This is a genomic window from Ancylobacter koreensis, from assembly GCF_023016525.1.
Classification (GTDB): domain Bacteria; phylum Pseudomonadota; class Alphaproteobacteria; order Rhizobiales; family Xanthobacteraceae; genus Ancylobacter; species Ancylobacter koreensis.
The window spans coordinates 69,416-84,797 of the sequence record NZ_JALKCG010000007.1 but is presented as its reverse complement, the minus strand read 5'-3'; the positions used below and the strand labels follow the sequence as shown (position 1 = coordinate 84,797).

Sequence of the window (15,382 nt, the reverse complement as noted above, 5' to 3'; positions counted from 1 at the left end):
ATCCCAATTCTTGCGTTCGCGCCTGCGGGGCGGAGGGGCGGCGCTCCCAGCGCGCCGTCCCGGCCGCGGGCGCTCCCGGCGCGCTAGCGCACCACCTTCATGCCGGCCTGCTTGAGCAGGTCGCGGATCTGGTCCTCGTAATCGACCACGAATTTGCGCGTCTCCGCCGAGCTGAGCGGAGCGCTGATGAAGTGGTTCTCCTCGACGTATTTCTGCCAGGCCGGCAGCGCGACGAGCTTCGCCACCAGCTTGTCGTAGTAGGCGACCACCTCGGGGGCCATGTCGGGCGGGCCGAGAATGCCGCGGGTCTGGGCGAAAGTTTCGACGTTAAACCCGGCCTCGGCCAGCGTGGGAACATCCTTGAACGCCGGCAGCCGCTTCTCGCCGATCTGCGCGAGGACGCGGATCTTGCCGCCGCGGATCAGCTCGGTCGCCTCGCTCGGGTCGAGGATCATGATGTCGACATGCCCGCCGAGCAGGGCGGACAGCCGCTCGCCGCCGGACGGGAAGGACACGAAGGCCCAACTCGTCCCGGTGGCGCCCATAAGCTGCTGGCGCAGGATGTTCTCGCGCGAGGACGCGTTGCCGCCGGACTGCTTGAGCTGGTCCGGCTTGGCCTTCGCGGCGGCGATGAAATCGCCCAGCGACTGGAAGGGCGAGTCGGCCCGCACCGTCACCAGCGCCGGCTCGAAGATCAGCCGGGCGACGGGCGTGAGGTCGTTCAGCCGGGTGGTGGCGGCCTCCTGCAGGAGCGGATCGATGATCCAGACGCTGGTGAAGATGCCGAGCGTGTTGGGATCGCCCTTCTTGCTCAGAAGATAGGACGAGGCGTTGGTGCTGCCGCCGCCCGGCTTGTTGACCACCTGTATGCGCACCGGCGAGAGCTTGGCCTGGTCGATCATGGCGACCACGGCGCGGGCGAGAAGATCGTTGCCCGAGCCCGGCCCGCCGTGCACCACCAGTTCCAGCGGCCGTGTGGGCACGAAGTCGGCCGCGAACGCCGGGCTGACGCCGGCGATGGCGAGCGCGGCGGCGGCGCCGAGAAGATGACGTCTGTTCAATTGGCGTTTCATTGTGAATTCCTCCCTCGTTGTTTTCCCCGGGACGGCCCGTTGGCGCGGGCCGTCCCGAAGGGCGGGCACGGCGTCTGCGAGAGGTGCTGCGGCGTTCTCAGGCGCCGGTGAGTTCGGCCAGATTCCCGTCCGGGCCGACGAACTTCACGGCGGCCTCGTCGTCCTTGACGATCTTGCCGCCGCGCTGCGTGACCTGTTCGGCCACCGCCTTGGGATCGGCCACTTCCAGCGTCCAGTATTCGATGGCCGGCTGTTCCGCCTTGACCAGCGAAAGCACCGTCTCGCCATCGGTCAGGTTGTGAACGACACCGTTCGAGCCGGGCGCCGGCTCGAAATCGAAGACGTTGCGGTAGAAGTTCGCGGCCTTCTCCAGGTCGTTGACGTGCAGCGTCACCTGCGAGATGCGCGACAGCTTGCTCTTGTCCTTCTTGAGATAGCGGCCAATACCGACGATCTCGCCGAGCGTGCCGTCGGCGGAGCGGTACTTCAGCGCCCCTTCGGCGCGATCCGAGTAGATCGAACCGCCATTGTCCTCGATCTTCTTGATCATGCTCGGCCGGTCGTCGACCTCGATGCCGATGTGATGGATACGGGGACCGGCGCCGGCGAGCTTGGCTTCCTTCTCGTCCTCGCTGTCGTAGAGCATGAGCGCGAGGTCGATATTGCCATCGGTCATGTGGCGCGAATGGTGGCCACGGGCGTGGGTGTTCTTGGTCTGGTAGATGCCGAAGATATCTTCATAGAACGTCGTCGCGCTCTCGAAGCTTTCCATATCTCCGCACTTCAGGGCGATGTGCACAATTCTCGACATGACACTCTTCCTCCTTTTCGCGGACCCCGTAGTCCGCAAATCATTCGTCAGCACAATTATGTAGAGTTGAAACCGTACGCACCTAGATTCAGGCAAGCGCACGCAATTGTCCTACCGTCAACAGACGGTGACGCCTCGTTTCTCCCCCATATCGCCTCGGAGTTCTTTTGCTACACTTCGTCGAAGCGGTTCCGTGCGATATATCGAAGCTAGGCGTGCGCCATGGGGTTGACAAGTCTATTTCTTACAAATAAAATACGAGGTAGCTCGTAATATTGAATACACCTAAGAAAATGAACGAGCTGCCCGCCTCGCGAAGCAAGTATACCAAGCGAAATGAACGTCTTATGCCATGCGCTCCATCGGCCAGGCATGCATAGATCGCTTGATTCTTGGCTTCGGAAACCTCCTGAAATTCATAATAACAGTTCGGCAAGGCGTTTTATGCACGCCATTGTTCGACATTTTCTTATTTGGGAAACGCATCTGTGACGGAAATTCGAATTTTTTCTGCCGGCGCCGCGAAGGGATACGTCGAAATCCTGGCGTCTCGCTTCGAGACCGAGACCGGCCACACCACCGTACGGCTCTACGGACCGGTCGGCGCCATCGCGGAAAGGCTGCGGGCAGGCGAACATGCCGATATCGTGATCCTGAGCGACAAGGCGCTCGAAGCGCTGGCCGCCTCCAGTCATACGACGCCCGGCGCGACCCCGGTCGGCCACGCCGCCACCTGCGTCGCGGTACGCGCCGGCGATCCGCCCCCGCCCTTCTCTACCGCCGAGGAGGTGCGCGCCGCCTTCCTCGCGGCCGATGCCATCCATCTGCCTGATCCGGCGGTCGCGACGTCGGGAGCCCATGTCATGGGCATGCTGCGCGCGCTCGGGGTGGCGGATGAGGTCGCGGGGCGCCTGCGGATCGCCGGCAACGGCATCGTCGCCATGACGGAGATGGGCACATCGAGCGCAACGCAGCCCATCGGCTGCACGCAGGCGACGGAGATCGCCCTCGTCGAGGGTGTCCGCCTGGTCGCCCCGCTGCCGGAGCCCTATGCGCTCACCACCCTTTATGCGGCCGCGACGACGCCGGGCACGGCGGACCCCGCCGCAGCCGGGCGCTTCATCGCCCTGCTGGTCAATGACGACACGGCGGCGCTGCGCCTGCGGATGGGATTTTCCGCGGCATAAGCCGGCCTTGGCGATCTCGGAGGATTTTTCTGAAGGATATCGGCCGAGCCCCGTCGGGGTTCGGCACCGCCGGCGCGGCGAGCGGCTGGGCCGGCTCAGCGCGCGACGGGGCGGCGGCGCAGGCGGATGAGCACGTCGACGCGGCTGATGGCCGTGCCCTCGGGCGGCGTCGGCAGGCCGCCGAAGCTGACACTTTCGCCGCCTATGTCGACCAGACGGTTCTCGTCCTCGAACAGGAAATGGTGGTGGTCCGACACGTTGGTGTCGAAATAGGCCCGGCCTCCCTCCACCGCGATCTCGCGCAGCAGCCCGGCCTCGGTGAACTGGTGCAGCGCGTTGTAGACGGTGGCCAGCGACACCGGCACGCGGGCGGCGATGGCCTCCTCGTGCAGGATCTCGGCGGTGATGTGGCGGTGGCCCTTGGCGAACAGCATGCGGCCGAGCGCGATGCGCTGGCGCGTAGGCCGCAGCCCCACCTCGCGCAGAAGACCGACCACGTTGCAGCCCGCACAGCCGCCGGTGCGCAGCGCGCAGGCGAGCTTCACCGGTGCAGCGGCGTGACCGCTGCAGGCGCTTGTCTTGTCCATGATTCCAACCTTCGATGTGCCGTGAACAGCCGGCGAGAACGGCCGGCCGTAACGGCAAGCTGGCGCAGAGTCGTGGGATTGACAAGACTTGTTCTTATGGATAGAATACGAGGTATCTCGTAATATTGCCTACTCGATTGCTTTATTGACATTCTGAGCCGTTTGGCAGAGCGGAAATCGTCCGCTCGCGGCGCGCCATAGCCGCCCCTCCGCCTAGCTCCGTCCTCCCTATCCAAGCCGGCTTGCCGCACGCCTCATCTGCGCGAGGCTGTCGCCTTCTCCGTGGTCGATTCCCCGGGTGGCACCGTGCGACCGCTCAGCTAAGGCTGGAGGACCTCGGAGGCCGCGCCCTGAAGGTAGCAAGGGGCCGGCGGCGGGTCACGCCGCCGGCCCGCCGTTTCAGGCGGCGACGGCCGGCAGCGAGGCCATGTCGATCACGAAGCGGTAGCGCACATCGGCCTTTTCCAGCCGCGCGAAGGCGTCGTTGATCTGGTCCATGCGGATCATCTCCACATCCGGCAGCACGCCGGCCTTGGCGCAGAAATCCAGCAGTTCCTGCGTTTCGGCGATGCCGCCGATGGGCGAGCCGGCAATGCGCCGGCGCCCCAGCAGCAGCGGCATGGTGTTCGGCTCGTCGAGCGGGCCGATCTGGCCGACCACCACCAGCGTGCCGTCAATGTCGAGCAGCGGCACATAGGGGTTGATGTCATGCTTCACCGGCACGGTGTCGATGATGAGCTCGAACATCGAGGCCGCCTTGGCCATCGCCTCCGGGTCGCTGGAGACCAGCAGCCGGTCGGCCCCGAGGCGCAGCGCATCGGCTTCCTTGTCCCCGGTGCGGCTGAGCACGGTCACGTCCGCGCCCATCGCGCTGGCGAGCTTCACCGCCATGTGGCCGAGGCCGCCGAGGCCGATCACCCCGACCCGGCTGCCGGGCCCGACATTCCAGGTGCGCAGCGGCGAATAGGTGGTGATGCCGGCGCACAGCAGCGGCGCCGCCCGCGACAGGTCGAGCCCGTCCGGCACACGCAGCACGAACTCCTCGCGCGTCACGAGGTGCTTGGAATAGCCGCCATAGGTCGGCGCGGTCGGCTCGCAGGAGAAGCGCTCGGTGTCCGAATAGGTCTGCACCGGCATCTTGCGGCAGAGCTGCTCGAAGCCCTTGCGGCACTGGTCGCAGTCCTGGCACGAATCCACGATGCAGCCGACCGCCACATGGTCGCCGACCTTGTAGCGCCTCACCTCGGCGCCGACCGCAATGACCTTGCCGAGGATCTCATGGCCCGGCACGACCGGGAAACGACTCCAGCCCCAGTCGTTGCGCGACTGATGCAGGTCGGAATGACAGACGCCGCAATAGAGCACTTCCATCGCCACGTCGTTTGGGCGCAGCTCGCGCCGCTCGAAATCGAAGGGGGCAAGCGGGGCGGTCCGGGACGGGGCCGCATAGCCGGTCGTCTTCATGGTCGATCTTTCCTGAATGGGGCCGGCCGAATGCCGGCCCGCGCCGCCGGGGGTGAGCCGCCGGCCGGAGGGAACTAGCGCGCCGGCGTGGCCAGTAGCCCGGTTCGCCGGCTGGCGCCGTCACTTCCTGTTTATCAGCAATGCTTTGATGAATTAGCCGTTGTCGGCGGCATGAGGTTATGCCTTGCATTCATGAATGCAGCGCGATGATCTCGTCGACCTCAACGCCTTCCTCGTCGTCGCCGAAGAGCGCAGCTTCACGCGCGCCGCCGCCCGGCTCGGCACCTCGCAATCGGCGCTCAGCCACACCATGCGGAGGCTGGAGGCGCGACTCGGCGTCCGGCTGCTGACGCGCACCACCCGGAGCGTCGCCCCCACCGAGGCCGGCGAGCGGCTCATCGGCACGCTGCGCCCGGCCTTCGACGACATCGGCGCCCAGCTCGAATCGCTGAGCGAGCTGCGCGAGAAGCCGGCCGGCACCATCCGCATCACCGCCGCCGAGCACGCGGCCTCCACCATATTGTGGCCGGCGCTGCGGCGTCTCCTGCCCGACTATCCCGATATCCATGTCGAGCTGAGCGTCGATTCGCGGCTGACCGACATTGTGGCGGAGCGCTTCGACGCCGGCGTGCGGCTGGGGGAGGCGCTGGCCAAGGACATGATCGCCGTGCCCATCGGCCCCGAGATGCGCCTCGCCATCGTGGGTTCGCCGGCCTATTTCGCCACCCGCCCGGTGCCCTGCGCCCCGCAGGACCTCGCCGAGCATCGCTGCATCAATCTGCGCATGCGCTCCTCCGGCGGGCTCTATGCCTGGGAGCTATCGAAGGATGGGCGCGAGGTCCGCGTGCGAGTGGAGGGGCAGCTCACCTTCAACAGCATGCCCATGATGATCGACGCCGCCCTCGCCGGGCTCGGCCTCGGCTTCGCCATGGAGGACGCGGTGGCAGACTATCTCGCCGAGGGGCGGCTCGTGCGGGTGCTGGAGGACTGGTGCCCGCCCTTCCCCGGCTATCATCTCTATTACCCCAGCCGCCGGCAGCCTTCCGCCGCCTTCTCGCTGCTGGTCGATGCGCTGCGCTACCGCGAAGGCGCGAGCCGAACCGGCACCGTTGACGCGGGCGCGCCGCCACCGGACATTTCCGCCGCCCCCACACCGAGGAGACCCTGATGGCCCAGTTTCACATGATTCCCGGCGCGCCGACGCCCGTGGCCCCGTTCAGCCATGCGGTGGAGGCCGACGGCTGGGTCTACCTCACCGGCCAGATGCCGACCTGGCCGGACGACGATTCCCGCCCGCTGCCCGAGGGCGTCGACGCGCAGACGCGGCGCGTGATGGACAATCTCGTGCTGGTGCTCGCCGGGATCGGGCTCGACCTGTCGCATGTGGTGCAGGCGCGGGTGTACCTCACCGAATTCAAGCGCGACTATGCCGCCATGAACGCCGCCTACGCCTCGTATTTCTCCGCCATAAGGCGGCCGGCCCGCACCTGCGTCGGCGTTACCGGCCTCGCCCGCGACGCTCTGGTGGAGATCGACTTCGTCGCCCACCGCGCCGGCTGAGGAACCGCGGCGGGACCGGGCAGGCCTCGCCCGCCGCAATCCCCGATCTCTGCCGAAAGCGTCAGATCTTCACGTCCGGGCTGGTGGCGGTGCCGGTCGAGGGCGCGTCCGGCGCGGTGGTGGCCGGCGCCTCGGTGGAGACGCCGGTCTCCGGCTTTTGCTTGCGGATCACGATGTCGCCGTTCTCCTGCACCTCGGGCATCGCGTAGGGGATGTAGCTCTTCACATAGTCGATCGCCTCCGACGCGGCATCGGCCAGCGACTTTTCGATGCGGTCGAAGGCGCTGGGCGGCTCGGTCGACTGGCCGGACGGCTGCGCGAGCGCAGCGGGCGCGGCCGCCGCGAGCATCGTGCCGGCCACGCAGGCGATCTTCAGGCGATGGGCGATGTTCATGGCCATTCTCCTCATGGGCGGTGGGCCCGCCGTCAGGTAATCTTGAGCACCACGCGCTCGGTGCGGCGGCGCAGATAGCCCACAACCACCAGCAGAACCAGAAATATCCAGAAGTTCAGCCGGTTGGCGAGCCAGCCGGCATAAAAGAACAGATAGACCGTCGCCCATGTTCCCCAGATGACGATGAGAACGTTGCGCAGTCCATGGGCGAAGGCGCGGCGGGTGCGGTACTTCAACACGGGCACATAGAACACCAGCCCCCCCAGCAGCAGCACGGCGAGGCCGGCGAGGCTCGGCAGCCGGCCGGAGAACGGCCGGACCAGGATCGTCGACAGGTCGTAGGCGAGCGGATTGGCCGGCCCGGCGAGGAACTGGCCGAAGCTCATGTCCCACGGCCCGCCGCGGCGGAATATCTCGCCGGGGTCCAGCAGCGCCCAGTGGACATTGGCATGGATGACGATGCCGCCGGCGAAGATGCCGATGGCGAGCGCCATCAGCTCGATATAGGGGGTGGCGGGAAGCTGGCAGTCCTGCGCGGCATTGATGGCACGGCAGCAGGCGGCGAGCAGCGCGAAGGGAAACAGACCGAGCGCCGCTGCCTGCACGACCGTGGCGACCGCCGCCAGTGCCAGTTCGCTACCCATCGTGCCCGAAGCTTCCCTTTCGAAACCCGGTGGCAGAATGCCGGATTCACGCGCCGCGCGCCATAGCCGCGACGCGCTGTTGCTATCCTCAGAGCCGGCAATCCGGCGGGGCGCCCTGTCCCTGCACCGCCTCCGGGCAGTTGCCCGGCATGGAGAGCGCCGGCTCGCGCGGTTCGAAGCTGCGCTCGACGATGTCGCTCGCCTTCAGCACCATCCAGATCAGCACCAGCACCAGCACGATGCCGGCGAGGCCGACGACGAGGAAGCGGGCGCGGTAGAGGATGAGCACCACGGCGACCGCCAGCGGAATCAGCACGAAACCGATGACGAACAGCGTCTCAAGCATGCCGAGGCGACCTCATGCGGCGGCGATACCTAAGACGACCCCGCCGCGACCCACCCTCTTTCCTTAGGACGAGGGCGCCGCGAAAGGAAGACCGGCCGCCACCCGCCATGCCACATCCGGCGCGGCGCGTCGTGGCGCCCGACGGGCCTCGGCCCGCCGACGCGTCACTGCACGGTGGCCGGCAGGTCCTTCACGCCGAAATCCCTGGAGGCGTCGAAATAGGCCTGCGACACCGGATCGAGCTTCAGCGCCTTCTCCGCTTCCGCCGCCGCGTCTTCCTTGCGGCCGGCGCGCTCGTAGAGCCTGGCCAGCCGGGCATGCAGCTCCGCATCGTCGGGCTTGATCTCCACCGCCGCCTCGAACTGGATGATGGCGTCGTCGATCAAGCCCTGCTCTTCGAGCATCTTGCCCCACGCCGTGCGGGTGACGAGATAGTTCGGGTGCTGCACCACCGCGCGGGCGAAATACGCGTCGGCGCGCGCATAGTCCTTCTTGCCGGCATAGATGATGCCGAGATTGATCAGCGGATAGAGGAAGTCCGGCTGCTGGTAGAGCGCCGCGTCGAGATTGCGGATGGCCTCGGCATAGGCGGCCTCGCGCTGCTCCGGCGTCAGCGTGGTGTCGCGCTCGGCGCGCAGCATGTAGGTGCGGCCCAGAAGGCCATAGGCGAGGAAATGCTGCTCGGCCGGCTGCTTCTCGAGGAACTTCTCGATCGTGGCTCGCGTCTTGGGGAAGTCGTACTGCTTGGCGTCGAGCTCGTTGCGGCGGTGATAGAGCGCGATGACATAGGGGTTGATGTATTCGAGGACCTGGATGGCGCCCTCGTGCAGCAGCCCGTCGAGGTCGTCGGCCTTGCCGCGCACCATGATGAGCTTGACCGGCTCATCTTCCTTCTTGGTGTAGACGCGCACGACAAGCTGGGTCTCGGCGCCCTGCTCGGTGATCTCGCCATTGATGTAGTACTTGATCAGGCCGAGCAGGTTGCGCGTGCCGTTGATCAGCAGGCCGACCTCGAAATAGTCCTCGAAGGCGCTGATGCCCTTCTCGACGCCGCCCTCGTCGATGTTGATGGCCTGGAGTTCGGAGGCGGCGGCGACGCTCAGCTCGCGCAGTTCGTCGGTCAGGATGCGGGTCGCGACGGTGGAGGTGTAGCCGCTCCATTCGCGGACCTCCGGCACGTAGACCTTCTCGATGACGATGTCCTCGCCGACAAACAGCGCGGCCACGAACACCATGGCGGCGGCGACCGCCGGCAAAGTGAATACGCCGAAATCCAGCATCCAAGCCCCCGACCCGAAAACCCGCCGCCCGCATGCGGCGCGGTTGAAAACACCGCCTCACACCGTCCCGGAAATCTCCGGCAGATCTTCGGAAATTCCGAAGCGGCCCAGCAATTCCCGGTATTCATGCACCCCGATCAGCGACAGGCCGGCGGCTCGAAAGGCCTCGAATTCTGCCGGCGTCGGATAAGTATTCGACTTTACCTTGGATTGTCCCTGCGGAACAGCCGTAACAGCCCGCCCGGCCAGCAGGTTTTCAACCAGTTCGTTAATCAGCCGGTTGCCCAGAAGGTGGCTGTCGAGATTGTGCGCGAAGGCCGAGCGGCCGGGACGGATCGGCACCGCGCCCTCGGTGATCAGCGGGCCGCTGTCGATGCCCGCGTCGATGTGGTGCAGCGAGCAGCCCAGCGCGTCCTCGCCCGCCAGCATCGAGAAGAAATGCGGGTAGAGCCCGGCATAGCCCGGCAGCCGGCCGGGATGCACGTTCACCACCCCGTGCCGGGCGACGTCGAACAGCCGGCGCGGAATGAGGAAGCTGAAGCGCGCCGAGACGATGAGGTCGGGAAGGAACTCCTCCACCGCCGCCGTGAAGGCGGGGTCGTCGAGCCCGCGCGCCACGCCGATGTCGATGCCGTGACGGGCGGCGAGCCGGGCCGGCGTCATCAGTTCGCCCGCCTGTTCCGGCGTCGCGTCGAGCCTGGGAAACAGCGTGCCGAACGGCAGGTCGCGCTCCAGATGCTTCATGCGCGCCAGCTCCGGCACCTCCAGCTCAACCGGCCGCGTGCGCTCGGCCAGCACCACGCGCAGCCGGCAGCCGGGCAGCGCGGCCAACCGCGCCAGCAGGTCGTTCAGCAGCACGGTGGCGGTCAGGTCGCGCTTGCTGAGGATGAGGATCCTCATGGGAGGTCCCTCCTCATGGCGCGGCGGCGCCGGCGGGGGGCCTGCCGGTCTTGATCGCCTCGATGGCGTTCAGCATGAGCAGCGGCGGATAGAGGTGGAGCTTGTGCGCCACCTCCATGTTGACAATCAGCGAGAAGCGGCTGAGCGCCTCGACGGGGATGTCGCCCGGCTTGCGGCCGTCGACGAGGATCTGCTCGGCCCGCGTGCCGGTAAGCTGGCCGACCGTGTAATAGCGGCTCACCAGCCCGAGCAGCGCATCCGCCTCCACCACCGGCACCTCGCCGGCCGCCGCTACCGGCAGGCCGCGTTCCACCGCCGCGCGGGTGAACACGTCGCGATTGTTGAGGATGAACGAGCTGGAGCCGATATAGATGAGATCTACCTTGGCGTCGGCGAGCTGCTGCACCACGTCCGGCAGCGACGCGGCAATCGGCTTGCCGGCCTCGTCGCGCGGCACGCGCAGCGCCACCAGCTCGAAGCCCATCTCCCCGGCCAGCGCCCGCACCCGCTCGACCGAGGAAACCGCGTTCACCTCGTCCTCATTATAGGCGATGCCGATGCGGCGGAACGGCAGATAGGAGCGGATCGCCCGCAGCTGCGTCTCCTCCGGCACGATCACCAGCGTGCCGGTGACGTTGCGCCCCGGCCGCTCCAGCCTTTCCACCACCTTCGTCGCCAGCGGGTCGGTGACGATCATGAACACCACGGGAATATCGGTGAGGTAGCGGGCCGGATCGGGCTTGTCGTATTCGCCGACCATGCCGAGCGTCGCCGTGGTGCCCCAGGTCACGACGAGGTCGACCTTGAGCGCGCGCGCCTCCGCCACGAGGTCGGGAAACTTCAGGTTCAGCGTGCCGGCCTGCCGCATCACATACTGCACCGGGACGCCGCGGAACGAGAGGTAGTCCTGAAAGCCCCGACAGGCATCCTCGCAGCCGCGCCACAGCACCATCATCACCTTGAAGGGCGCGCGCGGGTCGGCCGCCCTGCCCGCACGCTCCTGCGCGGCAAGTCCGCCGGGAGACGCCAGCAGCATGAGCGCGAGCAGCAGCATCGCCGCGCGGACGGGAAAGCCTCCCCTCGCCCTCATCGTTCTGCCCCCCTGCGCGTTCCGCGCTGCGCCAGCAGCAGCACCGGCGCGCACAGCGCGATCAGGCCGCCGATCGCCATCAGGCTCGCCGTATAGCCGAAGCGCACCGCGATCGCCGCCACCATCATCGGGCCGATAACGCTGCCGATGCGCTCCAGCATGCGCAGCGCGCCCAGCACCGTGGTCTGGCCCACGCGCTCGATCTCGTCGGCGCAGATTTCCGGCACCAGCGCGATCTGCGGCGAGATGGAGATGGCATGCGCCAGTGCCACCGCGACCACCGCTCCGGCAACGCCGTAAATGTCCGAGCGCACCGCCAGCAGGAACATGGCGAGGCCCGACAGCAGCGTGCCGACGATCACCAGCGACCAGCCATAGCCGCGCTCGTCCGCCACCCGACTGACCCACGGCCCGACGAGCACGATGACCAGCGAATAGAGGATCATCACCCGCGCCGTCTCGGCTTCCGAGACGTTGAGCCCGGCGAGGTAGAGCGGCACGGCGTAGAACAGGAAGCCGGTCAGCACGATCTTGTTGGGAATGGCGGCGAACAGCACCAGCGCGAGGAAGCGCGGATTGCGCAGCGCGATGCCCAGATCCGACAGGCGGAAGCGTCGGCGTTCCTCGGTGGGCGCGACGCCCGCCATCATGCGCAGCGCCAGCAGGCCGGCGACGAGCGCCAGCGCGGCGGCACAGACGAACACAACCCGGTAGCCGAGCTGGTCGGCGATGATGCCGCCGATCGCCGTGCCGCAGATGCTCGCGGACATCAGCACGGTGACGAAAACCGAGACGCCCTGCGTGCGCTCCTCCTTCTGCGTCACCTGCACGATGAAGCCCTGCGCGGCGATGGTGCACATGCCGTAGCCCACCGCGCCCGCTGCGCGCGCGGCGATCAGCTCCAGCACGCTGTGCGCGGCGGCGGCGGCGAGGAAGCCGACGATGGCGACCATCAGCCCGGCGAGGAAGATGCGGCGCGGCCCGTAGCGGTCCGACCACGAGCCGGAGATCGGCGTCGCCAGCGCCAGCGTCGCCATGTAGACCGAAATCGGCACGCTGATCAGAAGCTGCGGCGAGAGCCAGCTCACATTGGCGTCGAGCGAGGCGATGTAGAGCGGCAGGAAGGACTTCTGCAGTTCCTCCGCCATCACGAAGACGAACAGCGGCAGGCGCATATCGGTGACGGCGGCGCGGATGCCGAAGCTGTCGATCGGCCCCTCCGTCAGGCCGAAGCGCGCCCCGATGGCGGCGACCCGCGCGTGCAGCGCCGGGCGCTCGCCGGCATGCTCGACAAGGCGGCGGTAGCGCTCGTTGAGCCCCTGGATCAGGCTGTTGAAATGGCGCACCACGCGGCCGATGCCGTCATTGGCGCGATAGGCAATGCGCCGGTGCAGATTGCCCTGCCCGCCCGCCTCCACCGCCTCGATGAGCTGGTTCAGCGGACGCAGCGTGCGGCCGGTGAGCAGCACGACGGCCATCTCGAAAGCCAGGAACAGCGCCACCAGCAGCACGATGAACACATCCTGCGCCAGATCTTCGAACTGCCGGTCGACGAAGCGGGAATCGAGGCGCACCACGATCACCGCCGCCGTGTTGCCGTCCGGACCCTCGGCCCGGCCGAGCACCATCTGGCGCCCGCCCTCCCACACGATCTCGCGGTCGATGCTGCCGAGCGCGAAGCCCGCCACGGGTCCCTGCAACTCCTCCGCGATCTCCTCGGGATCGTCGCCGGCGGAGAACTTGACCTTGCCGTCGGGGTCGACCACGGCGGCATAGGCGATCTCGGCATGCGCGCCCAGAAGCTGCTCGAGATAGTCCTCGACGCCGACAAGGCGGTCGAGCGGAATGCCGAAGCCCAGCGCCCTCTCGATATCCTGCGTGGCGAGTTCGTCGACGATATCCGCCTTCTGCGTTATCTCCGGCGCCAGCATGTCCTTGAACAGGGTGTGCGTGCGCAGCGAGAGAAGCGTCGCCGCCGCCAGCGCCAGCGCCAGCGTGATGACGAGGATGCGGGTGCGCAGCCGTGCCATATCGGCCGTCGCCGCTTTGCCTGCGCCGGCCTCGTCCCGGCCCGGTGCGGCACCGGCCGGCCCGCCGTTCTGCGCCCCGCTTTCGGTCGCCTCGCTCACCGTCGCGTCCGTCATGGCCGCGCCCCTCCGGCACCGGCCGGCGCGGGCGCCCCCTCCGCGCCCTCGCGCGGCGCGCCCGATCCCAGTTCCTTCTCCGCGCCGGCCAGCTCGCTTTCCGCCGCCTCCACCGCCTGCCGGAAGGCCGAGAGCGGCCCCCGCAGCCCCGGAGGTGCCTGGCTTTTCGCCGGCGTGCCGGTGGAGGGGTCGAGCGCCTCGGTCAGCCCGCGCAGCGTGCGCCGCATGCCGCGCGTCGCCAGCAAGGCCAGCGCGACCGCAAGAACCGCGAAGGCGCCGAACACACCCAGCGCGGTCATGACCAGCTCGTCGCGCATGCGGGCGATCTTCTCGCGCGCCTGCGTCGTCGAATGGACGATGGCGATGCCACCCAGCCCCTTGAGGAAGCTCGAATCGAGCCGGACGCCGGCGACGGCGGGGTCTTCCTGGGCGATGTTCCAGGTCGGCCTGGTCGAATGCGCCTGCGCCTCCAGCCAGGCATGCGGCGTGGGCTTGCCGAGCAGTTCCGGCGAGGTGGAATAGAGGATGCGCCCGCTCGCCGTGTCGAACAGCGAGATGCTCTCGATATGCGGATAGCGCGTCTTGGCCTGCTCCAAGATCGCCGAGGCGGCGTGCAGGCCCTTCAGTTCGAGCCCGAGATTGAGCAGGACCTCGATGGAATCGCGCGTCCAGGTCGTCACCAGCGCGACCCGGCGGTCCGACAGCTCGGTGTAGGTGGTCAGGAACTTCGAATAGTTCAGCAGCGTCGCCAGCGCCAGCACGAAGGCAAGCGATATCAGCAGCGACAGCGTGACGAAGGTCGTGGCGTGCAGCGAGGCGCGCAGCGAACGGAAAAACGAGCCCGCGGAGAACGGGCGGCTTGGCGCGCGGATCGGCACATCTGCCCCGTGGTGGACGCAAGCCCGCGACCGCCTATACTGGATTCGCGGGCGGACCTTGCGAGAGGCATGTTTAGCCCAACGAATTCGAAATGCCAGCGGATGGGCGCCCAACACAGCCCTTATCGCCCAGCACGCGGAGATCGCCTGAGCCATGCACGAGTTCGGACCGGGAGACATTCTGGCCCGCCTGCTCTCCGGCCTCGCGCTGGTGCTCGGCACCTATAACCCTTACGCGCTGTCCTATTTCCACTGGCTGACCGAGCATGCCGGCTTCGTCTCGGCGAAGATCCTCGTCGGCGTGCTGCTGCTGATCCTGCACGTGGTGGCGATCCTCTCCAGCATGCGCTCGCTCGGCGTCATCGGCATCGGCCTGCTCACCGCGACCTTCGCTTCCGGCGCCTGGGTGCTGATCGAGAACGGGCTGCTGCATGTGGAGGACCCGCGCGTCTTCACCTTCACGCTGCTGGTGATCCTCGCCTGCGTCTATGCGTCCGGCCTGTCCTGGTCGCATCTGCGCAACCGGCTCAGCGGCCAGGTCGACTCCACCGACGTGACGTTCAACTCGCCGGTCTGACATGGCCCGGCTGGACATCAATCCGCCGATCGACTTCTTCCGGCTGTTCGCGAGGCGCGGGCTGACGGCGACGACGCTGGTCTTCGCCACCTACAATCCCAGCGGCTATTCCTATTATCACTGGGTAACGCAGCAGGTTGGCGGGCCGACCACCTTCCAGTTCTTCGTCGGCGTCGGGCTGTTCACCTGCCTCGTCGCCTTCGGCCGCATGGCTTTCCTGTCCATCGGCTATTTCGGCGTCACCGCGCTGTCGCTGCTGGTCATCATGTCGCTCATCGCCGGCGTCGGCCTCGGCTTCTTCGCCTTCGACGACGTGCACATCACGACCTATTTCGTGCTGTTCTGGATCTCGATGGTGATCGGCGTCGGCACGAGCTGGTCCTTCGTGCAGAAGCGCATCTCCGGCGAGCGCGACGTGCTGCGCACGCCGCCCTGAACCGCTTCGGA

17 protein-coding genes are annotated in these 15,382 nt (G+C 67.4%); 5 read left to right on the top strand and 12 right to left on the bottom strand.

Features of this window, described 5'->3' with window-relative positions; genetic code table 11:
• Positions 1-83: 83 nt before the first annotated feature.
• Complete coding sequence (locus MWN33_RS15570) at positions 84-1,073, bottom strand: Bug family tripartite tricarboxylate transporter substrate binding protein (protein ID WP_247201960.1); 990 nt, start codon at positions 1,071-1,073, stop codon at positions 84-86.
• Positions 1,074-1,170: 97 nt separating this feature from the next.
• The gene (locus MWN33_RS15565) at positions 1,171-1,884 is read right to left on the bottom strand and encodes a VOC family protein (RefSeq protein ID WP_247201959.1); all 714 of its coding nucleotides are present in this window, start codon (positions 1,882-1,884) and stop codon (positions 1,171-1,173) included.
• Positions 1,885-2,372: 488 nt separating this feature from the next.
• Between MWN33_RS15565 and MWN33_RS15560 the strand changes: the two genes are divergently transcribed.
• The gene (locus MWN33_RS15560) at positions 2,373-3,071 is read left to right on the top strand and encodes a substrate-binding domain-containing protein (RefSeq protein ID WP_247201958.1); all 699 of its coding nucleotides are present in this window, start codon (positions 2,373-2,375) and stop codon (positions 3,069-3,071) included.
• 95 nt (positions 3,072-3,166) lie between these two features.
• Here the strand turns inward: MWN33_RS15560 and irrA are convergent, their stop codons facing one another.
• Complete coding sequence (gene irrA / locus MWN33_RS15555; RefSeq protein ID WP_247201957.1) at positions 3,167-3,658, bottom strand: iron response transcriptional regulator IrrA; 492 nt, start codon at positions 3,656-3,658, stop codon at positions 3,167-3,169.
• 399 nt (positions 3,659-4,057) lie between these two features.
• Entirely contained in the window at positions 4,058-5,122 is a 1,065-nt protein-coding gene (locus MWN33_RS15550; protein ID WP_247201956.1) for an NAD(P)-dependent alcohol dehydrogenase, read from the bottom strand.
• A 196-nt stretch (positions 5,123-5,318) separates the two neighbouring features.
• Here MWN33_RS15550 and MWN33_RS15545 point away from each other — a divergent pair, with 196 nt between their 5' ends.
• Both MWN33_RS15545 and MWN33_RS15540 read left to right on the top strand, forming a co-directional pair.
• Complete coding sequence (locus MWN33_RS15545; protein WP_281493802.1) at positions 5,319-6,290, top strand: LysR family transcriptional regulator; 972 nt, start codon at positions 5,319-5,321, stop codon at positions 6,288-6,290.
• 14 nt (positions 6,291-6,304) lie between these two features.
• Positions 6,305-6,682 carry a RidA family protein gene (locus tag MWN33_RS15540; protein WP_247202088.1) on the top strand — a complete coding sequence of 126 codons (378 nt, stop codon included), beginning with the start codon at positions 6,305-6,307 and terminating at the stop codon, positions 6,680-6,682.
• A gap of 61 nt (positions 6,683-6,743) precedes the next feature.
• Here MWN33_RS15540 and MWN33_RS15535 read toward each other — a convergent pair whose 3' ends face one another.
• The 8 genes from MWN33_RS15535 to MWN33_RS15500 form a co-directional block, all read right to left on the bottom strand.
• Complete coding sequence (locus MWN33_RS15535; RefSeq protein ID WP_247201955.1) at positions 6,744-7,076, bottom strand: hypothetical protein; 333 nt, start codon at positions 7,074-7,076, stop codon at positions 6,744-6,746.
• Positions 7,077-7,108: 32 nt separating this feature from the next.
• Positions 7,109-7,720: a hypothetical protein gene (locus MWN33_RS15530; RefSeq protein WP_247201954.1), complete on the bottom strand. Its 612-nt coding sequence runs from the start codon at positions 7,718-7,720 to the stop codon at positions 7,109-7,111.
• 88 nt (positions 7,721-7,808) lie between these two features.
• A complete protein-coding gene (locus tag MWN33_RS15525) occupies positions 7,809-8,066 on the bottom strand; it encodes a hypothetical protein (protein ID WP_247201953.1) in 258 nt (85 codons plus the stop codon).
• A gap of 164 nt (positions 8,067-8,230) precedes the next feature.
• Positions 8,231-9,346, bottom strand: a complete 1,116-nt coding sequence (locus MWN33_RS15520; RefSeq protein ID WP_247201952.1) for a tetratricopeptide repeat protein — start codon at positions 9,344-9,346, stop codon at positions 8,231-8,233.
• A gap of 57 nt (positions 9,347-9,403) precedes the next feature.
• Entirely contained in the window at positions 9,404-10,246 is an 843-nt protein-coding gene (locus MWN33_RS15515) for a formyltransferase family protein (protein WP_247201951.1), read from the bottom strand.
• Between the two features lie 13 nt (positions 10,247-10,259).
• Positions 10,260-11,336: an ABC transporter substrate-binding protein gene (locus tag MWN33_RS15510; protein WP_247201950.1), complete on the bottom strand. Its 1,077-nt coding sequence runs from the start codon at positions 11,334-11,336 to the stop codon at positions 10,260-10,262.
• A complete protein-coding gene (locus MWN33_RS15505) occupies positions 11,333-13,480 on the bottom strand; it encodes an MFS transporter (RefSeq protein ID WP_247201949.1) in 2,148 nt (715 codons plus the stop codon). Before MWN33_RS15505 ends, MWN33_RS15510 begins: the two co-directional genes overlap by 4 nt.
• Positions 13,477-14,358, bottom strand: a complete 882-nt coding sequence (locus tag MWN33_RS15500; RefSeq protein WP_247201948.1) for a hypothetical protein — start codon at positions 14,356-14,358, stop codon at positions 13,477-13,479. Before MWN33_RS15500 ends, MWN33_RS15505 begins: the two co-directional genes overlap by 4 nt.
• Before the next feature lie 154 nt (positions 14,359-14,512).
• Between MWN33_RS15500 and MWN33_RS15495 the strand changes: the two genes are divergently transcribed.
• The gene (locus MWN33_RS15495; protein ID WP_247201947.1) at positions 14,513-14,935 is read left to right on the top strand and encodes a DUF6524 family protein; all 423 of its coding nucleotides are present in this window, start codon (positions 14,513-14,515) and stop codon (positions 14,933-14,935) included.
• Between the two features lies 1 nt (position 14,936).
• Complete coding sequence (locus MWN33_RS15490) at positions 14,937-15,371, top strand: DUF6524 family protein (protein WP_247201946.1); 435 nt, start codon at positions 14,937-14,939, stop codon at positions 15,369-15,371.
• Positions 15,372-15,382: the final 11 nt, after the last annotated feature.